The 13,262-nt window shown below is 61.1% G+C and carries 14 protein-coding genes; 6 read left to right on the top strand and 8 right to left on the bottom strand.

Going from position 1 to position 13,262, the window contains the following annotated elements:
• Positions 1-35: 35 nt before the first annotated feature.
• Positions 36-686 carry a hypothetical protein gene (locus tag ASF90_RS03555; protein WP_055846328.1) on the top strand — a complete coding sequence of 217 codons (651 nt, stop codon included), beginning with the start codon at positions 36-38 and terminating at the stop codon, positions 684-686.
• 217 nt (positions 687-903) lie between these two features.
• Here the strand turns inward: ASF90_RS03555 and ASF90_RS03550 are convergent, their stop codons facing one another.
• The 3 genes from ASF90_RS03550 to ASF90_RS24470 are packed head-to-tail and all read right to left on the bottom strand — an operon-like array spanning position 904 to position 4,670.
• Positions 904-1,407: a hypothetical protein gene (locus tag ASF90_RS03550; RefSeq protein ID WP_236699197.1), complete on the bottom strand. Its 504-nt coding sequence runs from the start codon at positions 1,405-1,407 to the stop codon at positions 904-906.
• A gap of 5 nt (positions 1,408-1,412) precedes the next feature.
• The gene (locus ASF90_RS03545; protein ID WP_055845898.1) at positions 1,413-4,325 is read right to left on the bottom strand and encodes a UvrD-helicase domain-containing protein; all 2,913 of its coding nucleotides are present in this window, start codon (positions 4,323-4,325) and stop codon (positions 1,413-1,415) included.
• A gap of 42 nt (positions 4,326-4,367) precedes the next feature.
• Positions 4,368-4,670: an HNH endonuclease gene (locus ASF90_RS24470; protein WP_330218868.1), complete on the bottom strand. Its 303-nt coding sequence runs from the start codon at positions 4,668-4,670 to the stop codon at positions 4,368-4,370.
• Positions 4,671-5,334: 664 nt separating this feature from the next.
• Between ASF90_RS24470 and ASF90_RS03540 the strand changes: the two genes are divergently transcribed.
• The 3 genes from ASF90_RS03540 to ASF90_RS03530 all read left to right on the top strand — a co-directional run bounded on the left by ASF90_RS03540 (position 5,335) and on the right by ASF90_RS03530 (position 7,256).
• Entirely contained in the window at positions 5,335-5,685 is a 351-nt protein-coding gene (locus ASF90_RS03540) for a hypothetical protein (RefSeq protein ID WP_156364944.1), read from the top strand.
• A gap of 123 nt (positions 5,686-5,808) precedes the next feature.
• On the top strand, positions 5,809-6,168 hold the full coding sequence (locus ASF90_RS03535; protein WP_055845893.1) for a hypothetical protein: 360 nt from the start codon (positions 5,809-5,811) through the stop codon (positions 6,166-6,168).
• Between the two features lie 170 nt (positions 6,169-6,338).
• On the top strand, positions 6,339-7,256 hold the full coding sequence (locus ASF90_RS03530) for a hypothetical protein (protein ID WP_055845890.1): 918 nt from the start codon (positions 6,339-6,341) through the stop codon (positions 7,254-7,256).
• Positions 7,257-7,284: 28 nt separating this feature from the next.
• Here ASF90_RS03530 and ASF90_RS03525 read toward each other — a convergent pair whose 3' ends face one another.
• The 3 genes from ASF90_RS03525 to ASF90_RS23775 all read right to left on the bottom strand — a co-directional run bounded on the left by ASF90_RS03525 (position 7,285) and on the right by ASF90_RS23775 (position 9,329).
• On the bottom strand, positions 7,285-8,067 hold the full coding sequence (locus ASF90_RS03525; protein WP_031422145.1) for a hypothetical protein: 783 nt from the start codon (positions 8,065-8,067) through the stop codon (positions 7,285-7,287).
• Positions 8,051-8,980: an HNH endonuclease gene (locus ASF90_RS03520; protein WP_055845887.1), complete on the bottom strand. Its 930-nt coding sequence runs from the start codon at positions 8,978-8,980 to the stop codon at positions 8,051-8,053. Before ASF90_RS03520 ends, ASF90_RS03525 begins: the two co-directional genes overlap by 17 nt.
• A 100-nt stretch (positions 8,981-9,080) precedes the next feature.
• Positions 9,081-9,329, bottom strand: coding sequence for a hypothetical protein (locus ASF90_RS23775; RefSeq protein ID WP_168371655.1), 249 nt, complete (start codon positions 9,327-9,329; stop codon positions 9,081-9,083).
• Positions 9,330-9,560: 231 nt separating this feature from the next.
• Here ASF90_RS23775 and ASF90_RS23980 point away from each other — a divergent pair, with 231 nt between their 5' ends.
• Positions 9,561-9,752 carry a hypothetical protein gene (locus ASF90_RS23980; protein WP_201782815.1) on the top strand — a complete coding sequence of 64 codons (192 nt, stop codon included), beginning with the start codon at positions 9,561-9,563 and terminating at the stop codon, positions 9,750-9,752.
• 148 nt (positions 9,753-9,900) lie between these two features.
• Here the strand turns inward: ASF90_RS23980 and ASF90_RS03510 are convergent, their stop codons facing one another.
• Positions 9,901-10,155, bottom strand: coding sequence for a hypothetical protein (locus tag ASF90_RS03510; protein ID WP_011346616.1), 255 nt, complete (start codon positions 10,153-10,155; stop codon positions 9,901-9,903).
• Between the two features lie 267 nt (positions 10,156-10,422).
• Here ASF90_RS03510 and ASF90_RS03505 point away from each other — a divergent pair, with 267 nt between their 5' ends.
• The gene (locus ASF90_RS03505; RefSeq protein ID WP_055845885.1) at positions 10,423-12,018 is read left to right on the top strand and encodes a MobA/MobL family protein; all 1,596 of its coding nucleotides are present in this window, start codon (positions 10,423-10,425) and stop codon (positions 12,016-12,018) included.
• A 52-nt stretch (positions 12,019-12,070) separates the two neighbouring features.
• Here ASF90_RS03505 and ASF90_RS21300 read toward each other — a convergent pair whose 3' ends face one another.
• On the bottom strand, positions 12,071-12,412 hold the full coding sequence (locus tag ASF90_RS21300; protein ID WP_082473388.1) for a hypothetical protein: 342 nt from the start codon (positions 12,410-12,412) through the stop codon (positions 12,071-12,073).
• Positions 12,413-13,262: the final 850 nt, after the last annotated feature.

The raw sequence follows: 13,262 nt of genomic DNA, 5'->3' as shown, positions 1-13,262 counted from the left end.
ATCGCTTCCGTGACCAGCCGAGCTCAGGAGACCTCATGGACAGGCAAGACTCCGCCGCAATGGCGGAAATGATGGACACGTTGAATGCATCGAACACCTCGTTGCAAGAAGCGGTCAAAGTGCTGACGACGCTGGTGGCATCCATGCAGCAGCGCGAACAACGGCTGCGCGAGGTGGTCGCCGAGCAACTCCAGGTGCTCCAGCACGCGGCCAGCAGCGCCGATGCCAAGGTCAATCGGGTGCTCGAGAGTGCACTGCCGAGGCTGACGCAGCTGACCAATCAGGCGTTGACGCAGACGCTGGAACCGGCCGCCAAGCGGTTCAACAAAGAAATGGCCCATGCGGACGAGACGTTGCAGCAAGCCACTCGACGTTATGCGCAGGCCCAGCAGTCCTTGGAGACACGGATCACGCGACGCATGGGCATTGCATCCGCCACGATGCTCGTGGCCGGCGTGTTGGGCCTAGGGGCGGTGGCCTACTCGGTGGGCATCATCAACGAAAAGCGAACCGAACTCGCACAGCTTCGAGCGTCCATCGATTACCTGGATCGCGTGTCGCGTGCGGACGTGGCTCCCTGTGGGGAAGGAAGGCTTTGCGCCACGCTTGAGAAGAACGGGCCGCGTTACGGCGACCAAAGGCAATACAGAGCGATCAACCTACGCACACCATCGGTCGCGCGGTGATGCCCGTTTCATCCATAGCCAACGGAACTGCTTGCCCTCTTCGGTCGCCGATCGGTAGCAACTCCTGGCGCCCGTGCGTGGCCTGTTCGACCAGCACTTTGCGGGTGCGTTGCGGTAGGCCAGCGTCCACCCTCTTGAATAGTCAGTGGAGGGGCTTGGTCGCTTCACCAGTCTTTTACTTCATCTCCATCGCGCTTCGCGCATGGTTGGGCATCGACTACGCCTTTCGTTTCAAGGTGCTGTTGGGATCCAGTCTCGCCCAGTAGTGCTCTCCATTCAGTCTACGAAGGGCGTCTTCAAAGGAGGCCAGAAGCAGTGGGTCGCTTGCCAGCTGAGCATGGGCCTTCGACAAAAAGGCGTCGCGCTCTTTCCGCAGTTCGTTCACCTTAGCCGCGATAGCCAGTCGAATATCAGGATCAGCGTGACTGCCTATGCTCTCGAAGTTCGGCAGCGGGTGACGCTCCATTGGTGTCCCGTCCGATGTTGATGGGTCGGAAAGGATGGCCTGGAGCTGGGCATACGATTTTTCATACTGTGCTCGATACTTCGGTCCCTTGGCCGCAAGACTTTTCTCTAATTCCACGGATTGCTGAGCGGACTTGAGCGCCGCGTCTAAGACGGTCTCCTCGACCATGAGCTCCCGTGATAGGTCCATCGTCGCCGACTGCAGCGCGTGCCCTCTGTCAATTTTTTGCGAGGGCCCTTCCATTGCATTGTTCATTTTGTTCAAGGACGACCTCGGGGACTTTTGGGGTTGTGCTGGGTTGAAGAAAGGCGTGGCGGGTTTGCCAGATTGGGTGCGGCTGACGCTGTTGGACGTGAGCCGCTACGGGGCCGCGCCTGCATGGACGTGGTGGTGTGTTGTTTAGCGACAGAAGGCACTTCCTCGCCGCGCGCTTTCGGTTTGTAGTTGCACGCAGGGAAGTTGGAGCACGAGCGGAACTCTCCATACGGACCCGTGCGCAGCACCAGAACGCCTTGCTTGCAAGCTGGGCAGGACGCTTGCTTGATAGCCTGGCCGTCGGTGTCTGTAATGACCACCGCTCGGTCATTTTCCAGTTCACGAAGGAAGGTCGAGCATTGGCCCCGAATAGTGAACATGGCCACGGAACGCCGGGCGCGGGTCAGGGCCACGTAGAACAGTCGGCGCTCTTCGCCCAGCGGGAACGTGTCTCCCTCGGGCATCGCCAAAGCCAACACCGGATCATCGGCCCGGGTGTTGGGGAAGCTTCGCCGACGTGGGGCGCTGATCATTTCCGGAAGGATGACGTAGTCCGCTTCGCTGCCCTTGGAGCGGTGGATGGTTAGGAAGGAGACGTCCACCCAGCGGTTAAACCGGTTCTGCCTTATGGGCACATACTGCCGGTCGGTGTTGTAGCGGCCCAACACGTAAACCGACACCTTGCCACTGGGCCCCGGAGGGGTCGTGCCATCGCGGACCCCCTCGGCCAGTGTCACTACAAAGCGGTCGATTGCATCGGCTAACCGGTCTTTGCTGTCCACCTGGAATGCCTGAAGCACTGGGCCTTGGGCGGGGGTGGCGGAATGCACGCGCTTGGCGATCTGCCCAGGGTTTTTGGAGACAAACGCGCTAGAGACGTCGCACAGCGCCTGCGGGCAACGGAACGTTTGCTCCAGCTTGAGCACTTGGCCGTGGCCAAACCACTGGCGAAAGCCGGTCATCACAGACACGTCTGCGCCGGCAAAGCGGTTGATCGACTGCCAGTCGTCGCCCACTGCGAAGAAGAAGCGGCCCTTGCCTTGAACCAATGCGCGGCACAATCGGGCCCGGGCGCGCGACGCATCCTGGAACTCGTCGGCCATCACCAGGTCGTAGGGCGATTCCACGCGGCCGCTTTCCAGGTGGCCGGCGGCGAGGTTGACCATGTCCTCAAAGTCGATCCCATCCTCGGCCGCCAAGGCTTGGTCCCACGCCGCCATCACCGGAACCGCGATGTCCAAGAACATCTGATGGCGCAGCTTGAAAGTATCGGCGGGCATGGCGTCCAAGCGCCCTTGCAGATCCAAAGCGCTCAAGCCGTTGCTCTTGGCGTGGCTCATGAACGTGCGAACCAGCCCAATGAGCTCGCTCGATTCCATGGGCTTCTGGCCCTCCTGGGGGATACCCCGGTCCGGGTTGGGATCGAGCACTAACCCACGGGAGGTCAGTTCGCGCTCCAAGTGGTCCAGATCGTTGCCGTGGCGCAACCCGTGGCTGGTGGTCTCAAACAGCGCGGTGCCCTTGTCCGCGTGGAGCTGTCGCTTCCAAATCACCCCTTCCAAGTAACCTTCGAAGTGCGTTGGCGGCACGCCGTCGGCGTCGAGCGCGAAGTGTTCGTGGAACAGGTCCAGATCGGGATAGTAGAAATCGGGCTTGTATTGCCGGTGCGTTTCGTCAGCGGTGCGATGGGGGTAGGGGGCCTCGTAGCGGTAATCGACCCCGTTCAAGAAGAGCAGGTTGGCGATCATCACCTCTTCCATGCTCTTTACCTGCTCGCCGCGGTTGGTCACCAGCGAGCCCTTGCCCTGGGCGTCCCACACCTCCGCCGCCTCCGGTGCACCAAACGCCGGGAGGTCTTTGCCAAAGACGAAGCGGAACAGGTCCCACTGGCGGCGAAACGCGGACGAACGGTCTTTCAGCTGGTCCACGATCTCGGTGAGCTTACGCACCCCACCGGCCGCGTCCGTCGCCCAATCGGGAATGTCGGGCTTTTCACCTGTGGCCTTGCCGATAAGGCGCAAGCCCATTGCGTGGAAGGTGGAAGCCTCCACGGTCACCTCCGCCATGCCCAAGCGGTCAAACGCCAAGGCCGCGCGTTCCTTGAGCTCTTCGGCGGCCTGCTTGTTGAACGCTAGCAGCACGATTCGCTTGGGGTCTACGAATCCGCGGTGGATGGCGTAGGCCGCCTTGGCCACCATCGTGGAGGTCTTTCCCGAGCCGGCCGAAGCCACCACCTGCACGCGGTTGTCGAAGCACACCACGGCCCGTGCCTGTTCCGGGGTGAGCGGTTTGCTCTCCACCCGGTCCAGCAAGTCCTTGCTGGCTACCAACTCGCGTTCCACATGGGAGGCGTTGAACGCGGTCCAGGCTGGGCGGTGGTCGTCTTCCCACGCAGCCAACGAGCGCTCGATTGCCTGGGCCGCCGGTCCCAGCCGGGCCGCCACGCCTGGCTTCTTCAAATGGGCCCGAAGGGCGGCAGGCTCAACTTTAGCGCGGGCCGCCAGGACGTCAGCTTGCTGCTCGTGGGTGAACCAGCGACGTTGTTCCAGACAAGCCCGTTCTTGTTCTGCCTTATGGTCCAGCCACGTGTCGATCGTGCGTTGCTCGCCCTTGAGGAAGGCCACGTCCTCGCGCAGGCGCTTCTCCGTCAACGCAACGCTCAACGCCTGAACCAAGGCAGCGCCTTGGGCGTTGGGCAACCCATCGGCCTTCACTTCCCGGTTCTGCCCCGGGTAGAACGTGATGTCGCTCCAGAAGGTGCCGGCGTTGACGCGGTAAGAGGCCTCGTCCTCGACGTTGACCCGGTGGGTGCGGCCCTCCAAAGCCAAGGAGAGCTCCAGGCCCTCCAAGCGCAAGCGCCACTCCGATGCTCCCGTTACGTGCTGGCCCACCCACGACGGGATCCATTCCTTTGCCATTCCTTGTCCCACATGTCCCCTGGAAATGCCGGCGGGGATACGTCACCTCACCGACGGTTCCATGGTAATCGCTTGGGCATGGCCGGAGACGGCCAATCGGGGGCGGGGCAAGTGCCACTTTCCCTTGGCCATCCGTTTCTGGACGTGGACGCGATACACCTCCGGTGAGGGAGCTGGGGAGGGGCGCTTGTGGCGGCGCTGGTTGCAAAGGTGGCAAGCGGCCACGACATTGCCCGCCACGCCCTTCCCTCCGTCCTGTTGTGCCACCAAGTGCTCAGCCGTGCATTGATAAGGACGTGCCGAACGGGGGCGCAAGCCCAGCTCGTGAGGCGAGGCGAGCCACATTGAGAGGCCGCAATAGAAACAGCAGCCCGACTGGGCGTGAAAGGCACGGATGCGAAGAAATTTGAGGCGTTTGTTGCTCATAGAGGGCTCCGGAATCAAAGGACGATTCCCGTGCCTCTAGAAGAGAACTTCGGGCACCCGGAGCCTAGTGGCTATGCGGGCACAACACCTGGGCTTTAGCCGAGCAGGCAAGTGCTTTGTAGCGCAAGCCGAATCCGACCGCAAGTTAGGAAAAATCCGAGCCTCTGTCGTGCTTGAGTCCGATAGCGGAGCGGATCGGCAGTGTTCAATCTATCCATGTCGTCCAGACCACCAGCACCCAAGCAACGGATAGCACGAATAAGAACGGAACCCCTCACGAAACCTTCGGTCACGTGAGCCGGGAAGGGGGGCGGGGGAGTAACAACCCCCATTCAAGTGCCGACGACCAAACCCCTGGGAAACCCGGGGCTTGCTTTATTGAAATGTGACCCCTTATGCAAATGGTTTCGTTTGCTGGAACTGGATCGAAGGCCGAAAACATAGGCCCTTTTTCAAGTCCATTACCTAACAAACGGAGGTTTTCACCCCATGCGCACCAAAACCCTTTTTGCTTCCCTCGCTCTGGCTCTGGCTCTGGCCCTGGTCGCGGTTGCTGAAACTGCCAGCGCTCATGCCCAGGACCGTGAACCTCAAGGACAAGGATCTGCCCGTTGGCGTTGAGATTGACGAGACGGAGAAGAAGTCCGTGGCCGCGCGCCAAGGCGGTGTGCACGTGGCCTTCCCGGTGCCGACCCAAGACGCGCGAGCGTTCACCCTGACGGGTTCAGCCATCGAGCCGGGCATCATGGCCTCTACGAACAGCGAGCAAGCGATGGTGGGCTACGACGGCGCGCTTTACTTCGAACACCCCGAGCCGGGGATGGCCGTTGATGTGGCTGGGGTGTGCCGAGCGGTGTTGCCCTCGCCCCTGCCGGGTGTGGACGAAGTTGGCAGCATTCAATGCGGGAAGTTACGGTCTCAAGCTGGGAGATAGGAGGCCGTTACCGTCTACTGGTGCAGCCATGGTTCGCACCAGGTTCTACTGCTGGCAAGGACCGTGGCCAACAACTAAATTACGACCACGGTGGTCGTAGATGGCCATCAATCAGGGGATGACATGGGAAGTGTGACCGTTTCAACGCGGGATGAGTTGGAAGCAGCCAAGAACGCTAAGGCCAGTGAAATCTTGGTGGTGGGAAAGCTCGCTGAGGATCTCAAGAAGACGAAGAAGATCACCAAGATTGGAAAGATTGGTCTAGCTGCTGTTGTTGCGGCGGTTGGCTTGGCTCCTTTTACCGGCGGGTTAAGTGGCGCGGTTGGTCTGGGTGGGTTGGCGGCAGTTACTGGGATGGAAGTGGCCGCAATCATCCTTGCTGCAAGCATTGGCATAGGCCTGCTCGTTGCGCTCTCGAAGGACTATGACGAGATCGACGTTGGGCCTAATCACGCACGTTTTAGGCGCAAGGCCGGCAAGTGAGCACCGGCCTAATTCCTGGTCCGCCATACTTCTTCGCATGCAAGAAATGCAAGCACCAGTTCAGCCGGCGCATCAATCTGGGATTGATTTGTCCTCAGTGTAAGTCGCTCTCAGTCATTCCTCGGCCGATCTTGAAGTAAGAGACTTTGCGAGTATCCAAGGAAGGACTCATGGCATTCGACTGGACCCAGCTTCCCCTCGCCAACACCCCCTGGCGCATCCAGGTCGTCGCCGACATCCTCCCAATCCTGATTCGCCGGGCGAAGGAGGGGCGGCCCATCTTTTACGGGGAACTGGCCAAGCAACTGGAACGCGAGTTCGGGCACGAGCCCAAGGCCCGCAAGACGATCTACGGGCCAGCTATCGGGGCTGTTGGACTGGCTATTCAACAACTCGGGCAGCTTCCAGAGTGGCGAGGTGAACGCATCCCGCCAATCAACACCATCGTGGTGAGCAAGAGCACTGGCTACGCGAGCACTGGTGCCGGAGAGATCGCGAGCTACTGGTTTGAGGATAACGGCGCCGGCATGGCCGCCAATCGCGAGGCCTACCTCGACGCTGCCATGAACGCGGTCTACCACTTCGACAAGTGGGACCAGATCGCCGCGGCGCTTGGAGTGGCCCGTTTGGAACCCGCGTCCGGAGAACTGGAGGCCGACAAGGGCGACGTGCTCCCGTTGCCCAAGGTTCAAGCCGGCGGAGCACCCGAGAGCGCCGAACACCAAGCCCTCAAGCGCTGGATGCGTCAACACCCCGAGGAACTGGCCGACTTCGGCGCCTTTGAGCCGGGCCGAAACGAGGCCGTGTTGAGCAGCGGGGATCGGTTGGACGTGCTGTTCGAGAACGGCAAGCAGCGCCTGGCGGTGGAGGTGAAGGCCAGCAAGTGCTCGGAGGACGAGCTCATGCGCGGGGTCTATCAGTGCGTGAAATACCGCGCCATCCTGCGTGCCGAACAGTTGGCCATGCGCCAGGTGCCCAATGGCGAGGCCGTCCTGGTGTGCTCGCGGGCTCCGAAAAAGGCGACCAAGGTACTCATCAAGCGACTCAATGTGAACTTCCACCGGGTGCCAGTGGACGCTGAAAAGTGAGGGCAAGCGTGGTCGCCCCTGATTGAGGTCAGCCTATTTCCCATACGCGCTCGTTGGATCTCATAGCGCGCCGGCTTCGAAGCTGATCAATGTGTTTTTCGGTGCTCTCCGACTTCCGGGAAAAGGAGTTGCACCGCACGAACTCTATGTCCTCCCAAAAGGCCGTCACTGCCATGAACATTTGCTCGAGGACAGTTCGGGGAAGGGTGATGGAATCGAAGGCAGGGTGGCGCGGTGCGTCAAGTGGGACGGTAAAGAGATTGGCAATGACCGTGCCTGGGGGAAGCCAGTTGATCCAGAGAGACGGGGCGAGCTTATGAATAGTCATAGCGGCGTTCCCGTCGCCGTGTCGAAGAGCATTGCCTAGCAAGTTGAGAAACAGCAGGTCATCGTGCAACCCGAACAGTTCCATCGGCGCATCGAATAGTTCAAGGAAGAGGCTTTGAAGGCTCTCCTTGCCAGTCAAAGAGCAGCGTTGGATCTGGCCTTGCTGGGCGTTGGACCATGCTTTCTTTCGCGCCATGGCGGTCATCAACCCTCGCAGTGCCCGTTCGTGCATGGACTGCGTGGCTAGCAAGAACGCTTCAACAGTGGATTGTTGGAGTTTCGCGTAACTATCAGCTGCCAGGGTTCTTTCCACTTCTTCCTGGCTGCTTCTTAGTTCGTCGATTTTTCTATCCAGGGAGTCGATAGCCGCGAACACCACTTCGTCTCGGAAGGTGGCAAAGGAGTAAAGGCGCAGCCCTTGGTAGACCGCGACCTCGCCGTGCTCCATGCGGACGTGCTCCAAAGGGTCAGCGTGGGTGTCCATCGTGATCCTTGTCACCAGCAAAGGCGCCGCCTATTTCGTTCATGGCCTCGCCTCGCATCCTGGCAAGCAGAGCCGAATGTGAAATCTTAGATGGGGCTCGCAGCGTCAACCGCTGTCCATGAAGTGTGCGATAGCAAGTATCGGTGACCGAATCGGAGACAGACACCAGCAGGTCTGGTGAGATGTCGAGCAATCCTGCATCAAACAGGGCGTGGATGTCCTTCCGAAGCAGCAAGCCGTTGCTTAGGGCGTTGGTAGAGATCCCGTTGTAAGGCTTGATGTGCGCGGCATCGATCACGCTTGCGTGCGACGTCCCGGTGACCATGCAGACGGCCCCGTAGTGCTCCACCAGGCGCTTTCGGAAATCGGCTTGTCCTTCCCGGATCACACGCAGCACTTGCTCAACCCGTTTTCCCTCCAACGATGGGTCGGGCGGAATAGATGGGGGAGTCGAGGATAGATGGAGCCGGCCCGATTCTTCCAGTGAGCCCTTCAAGGCTTGGATGGCGTCGTTGCCCGTCATCTGCGCCGGAGATCGAAGGGACGCATCAATCCCCGAGCGGTGGCGGATGTGAGCAAGCAACCGTGCAGCGTCTTCAACATAGGACAGCTTTTGCGCCCGTTCGCTCCACAACTGGCGGAGCGAATCCATGTCCCAGGACCACAAAGCAAGGCGCAGCTCGCTGCTGGACAGGCGTGGAGACGGTTCAGCAGGCGCCGATGCCCGCTGCGCCAATGCTTGCTCTTCAGCATCCGCGGCGGCGTCGGCGGGATCGATGCTTTCCTCATCATCGTCCGCGAGGAAGAAGTGGCCTGCGAACTGCCGCGTGCGGCTTCGGCCGCGTTCCTGTTCGAAGCGTTCCTGACGCCTCTTCGCGCGCCACTGTGCGATCCGCTGCTTTTCGTCGTCCATGCGATTCCTTACTGGCTCTATTGGGTTAGACCATCGATGGAGCTCGCTTTCCTGTCAGCGAGTGGACTTCCGGTTGAGAGTGTCCGAGCAAGGATGGCGGCTAGTGGAAGTTCCGTCCAGTCGCCGCATCGGCGTCCTTGTCCGCGTCGATCAGCGCTTCGCTGCGCATCTTCAGCACCGCCTTTTCAGCACTGCTACCGTTGTGCAAGGCCAGGCTGCGGAAGACCTTCCCCAAGTCCTCGCGCCGCACCAGGTTGAGGAACCGCGTGCCATCGGTGGTCGCACGAGCAATGTCTGGATACCCGCCGCTCTCCGCCATCACCACGATCAGCATGTCCGGGTCGCTCATCGCCAGGCCGCTCAAAAAAGTTTATGGCGCATCGCCGATGACCACCGGCTCTGCTACGCCCTGGTGGGGCTTGAGCGGCTACCCTCGGGTCGCCCGTGCTTTCGGGCCATGCTCAAGCGCTGCGCCGGCGCTTGGTCGGGAGGTGAGCCCCCGGACGAGCACGAAGAGCGCTTACGTGCTGCACTCATTCGTCTAGAGCTTTCAACCTGGCCCCTTCATGGCCGGATTGCGTTGGAAGAGAAGGGCGAGAACTTGCGCCAGCTCCACGTGCTGGATGCCTGGCACTACCTGGGCACCGTCACGACACTGACAGCGGCCAGGAAGCTGAAAGGCGAGCCGTTGGGCTTCGACCGGGACAGCTACAGGATCATCAGGGCTGCGATAGAGTCGGGACTTCATGCCATCACCGTCCTTGGCTCGTAGAACTCTTCCGGGCTATCAAGCAGGGCCAGATCCGTTGGCAAGTCATGGAACCGATGCAGCCGGGGAGCGTCCAGCAGGAGCAAGGGCCTCGGATGACCATGGGCGAGCATTGGGTGGCTTGCAAAAAAGCTGACTTGATAGGGCAAGGTTAGTGAAGCAAGCCTGCCCGGTCCCTCATGTGATTGAGCAGCAACGTTTCCAGTTCTGCCTCGTCTAGTGCATGGGCACCCGTCTGGAAGACTAGGTCAGCCACTCGCTGCCGTCGTCTCATCTCTTCGCGCCTCGCTGTTTCCTGCGCCTTTGCTTCGCGGCGCTGGTTGGCTAAAAGCTCTTTCGCTTGCAGCTGTGCTAAGCGCTCGGTGGCCCGCTGAATTTGGTCTCGGTAGTGATTCGTTGCGGTCATGCGTTTCTCCTGTCGCTTGGAAATGAGTCAAGCAGGAAAACTGCTCGCGTCAAGCGTTGAGGCGGTCTCGAATTTCGTCCACCGCGAGACCCGAAAGATCTAAAAAACAAGAGCCTTCAAGAACAAGCAAGAGCGCACCTAGGTGTCACTGCGTGACACGTGCGCAAGGGTCTTCGCCCCTTGAACCCCAAGTGCTTTCAGCCCTTGCGCAAATCCTAATTCACGCCATAAACGAAGCGAACTCAACCCACTCGGGACTCACGCTTCATGGCCATCTACCACGCCAACGTCAAAACCTTCAGCCGTGCTAAAAGACATTCCTCCATAGCAGCTGCCGCCTACCGGGCCGGTCTGCTCCTCGAAGACGCATCGACTGGCATGCGACACGACTATCGCCGTCGAGACGGCGTGGTCGAAACGCGCTGCATCGCTCCCGAGGACGCTCCTGACTGGGCCCTGGTCCCCGCCGAGCTCTGGCCGGCGGCAGAAGCCGCCGAGCGCCGGAAAGATGCGACCGTCGCGCGCGAGTTCGAGTTTGCGTTGCCCCACGAACTCGATGACCTCCAGCGGTCCGACCTGGCCGTGGAAGTCACCCGTGCGCTCGTCGCGCGCTACGGGTTCGCGGCGCAGGCCAGTATCCACAGCCCGGGCAGCAAGGACGGCTTGAACTGGCACGTCCATGTGCTGGCGACGACGCGGCGCATGGGGCCAGACGGTCTCACGGACAAAACCAAGGAACTGGACGGCGGACCGTCGGGACGTGTCGAGGTGCAATGGGTGCGCGAACTCATCGCCTCCACCATCAACGCCCACCTTGAGAAGGCGGCCCTGGAGATTCGGGTGGACCACCGAAGCCTGGCCGCCCAAGCCGACGATGCCCTGGCGCGGGGCGACCTGGCTGCGGCCGCCGTCCTATCTCGCGAGCCGACCAAGCACGTCGGCAAGAACGGGACCGCGCTGGCTCGACGGGGCCAGCCATCGGAGCGGTTCGAGGCCAACCAGCTCATCGAAGAGACCAACGAGGAGACCTTCCGAAAACTCATCGCCGTGTTCGAGCAGGAGGGGCGCGCCATGCCGGTGCCCGACGGTCACAGCCAGGCCCAAGCCGAGCGCGAGGCTCGCCAACCTTCTGATGTGCTGTCCCTGCCGCTCAGGCGCGGGGCAGGACACATCGAGGTGTCCCCCAGCATGGCGACCATTGTCCGTGGGCTGGGACTGATGGAGGCAGAGGAGGCCAAGCCGCCCCGCGAGCCACGTTCGGTCGCCGAGCTTGCGGAGGAGGCCAGCGTCGAATGGGGAGTGGCTGTTCAAGCGGATCCGCGCTTGGCGAAAACACTCCACGCAACCCTGGCCTTGATGCAGTGGATCAGGGAACGTGTGACTGCCTTCGCCGACGAGGCCCGGCTGCGTCCGGACCTCAACGAGCTGCTGCGTCGGCTGCGGCGCTTCAAGGCCGCCGCCATGAAGTTCGCCCGGCGTCTATTGGCGGTGCGCCGAGCGGAGAAGCTGCACCACATGGCCGAGAACTCATGGAACGACTTCGTTGCAAACAACCCCGAGCCCGGTCCGTCGTGGATGCAGGGAGAATGGAAACAGCGGCGTGGTCGCCGACTCAGCACCCTGGAAAGCCGGACCGCAGAGCTTGCAGATGCAAGGACCAGAGTGACCCAGCAGGAGCAAGCCCTCTGCGAAAAAGAGGCTTTGGCCAGTGCGGCGCATCTGGAGGTGTGGAGCCGAGACATGCTCCAGCGCTATCCCTTGGCACTCGACATGGCGAATGAACCCGATGAGCCGCGTCCAAGCCCTGTCATCGTTGCCCCTCCTGCGCCGGCCTACGTTCCCCAGCCGTCGCGCTTCCACTGAAACCAAAGAGCCCCGCAGTGCGGGGCTCAATGTTTACGTGCTCTCGTCCGACTCAATGAAGGGTGGGGCGTTTCTTATTGCGCACTGGATCCAGCTGTGCGGCTTTGTTCTTCCGGCCCGCGCGCCATTCGTCTATCGATGGGAGCTCTCGAACAATGACAGCCTCGCGTGTGCGCACAGCCGGATAAGGCCGGGGAGGGGCATGTTCCAACGATGGAGCGGCGTTGCTTCCGCCCGGGACGTTCTTCTGGCTGTAGACGATCAGTTCGCCAGCAGAGGCCCAGGCATTGCAGACATTTCGCTGGCGCACCAGCGGCTCGTCCGAAAGGGTCTGGCTCATCAGCCCGGCGAGCAGATGGCCGGCGATTTCGAGTTGTTGGGGATGTGTGGTCATGAAAACTCCTGCGTGTGGGGGAAGTCCTCATCCAACCAAGAATCGCTACTTCCGCAAGAGCTCGCTTCGGGCGCCATTTCACAAATTTGAATACGAGTCGAAATCTGATAGCTGATATGCAATTTGACGATGGAGGTGTCGCGAATGCGGCTTGGCTTCTCGTTTTTGCGTAGACGCAGGCGGGCGGCTTGGGCGAGACAAACGAAGTCTTCAAGCTGGGGCGGTGATCTTCGGCTTGCGCGAGGTGCTGACCGGCCAGCTGCCGGTGTCTTCACTGCGTGGTTAGCAGGTCGCAGTCTTCACCATGTTGAGCACGCCGGGGTGGCTGCAAGCGGTAGTGGTAGTGCGAGAAACGGGCCGTCGTCTCACTGCTTTCGAGTAGCGGACCGCAGAGCTGACTCAGGCCCAAGTGGTAGCGTCGCCCGAACGAGAAGCGTCATGCGCTCGGGGACCAGCCATCCGAGCTGAGCATCTGAAACCGTTGAGTGCGGCCTCGGCGGGACGATTGAGGGTTCGGACTGAAGGCATGCGGCGCGTCCACGCGATCTATCGATGGCAGTCCAACCCTCGAGCCAGACCCGCCGAAGCGAATCCTCGTTCTTCGCGGACCCTGGTTCCACTGAGGCCGCGGAGATGCGCTGCCCGAAACCATTTGTAGGGCGGGTCAAAAGCCCTACCCAACCGAATGCATCTTGCGCACCAGTCCCGGGTTGCCTGAGAAACGCGGACCAAGACTCCTTGCAGCTCAACGGCTTGCGGCTGCCCGGAGCGCCCAGAATTCCGTAATTTGCTGATTGTATTGGTCGCGGCGAAAATGTGGCGGGGACGGTTGCGACCAGTAGACACGTAG

This window comes from Xanthomonas sp. Leaf148 (assembly GCF_001423585.1).
In the GTDB taxonomy this organism is placed as follows: domain Bacteria; phylum Pseudomonadota; class Gammaproteobacteria; order Xanthomonadales; family Xanthomonadaceae; genus Xanthomonas.
Note: the sequence above shows the minus strand (reverse complement) of the source record. Positions and strands in the feature narration are given on the sequence as shown.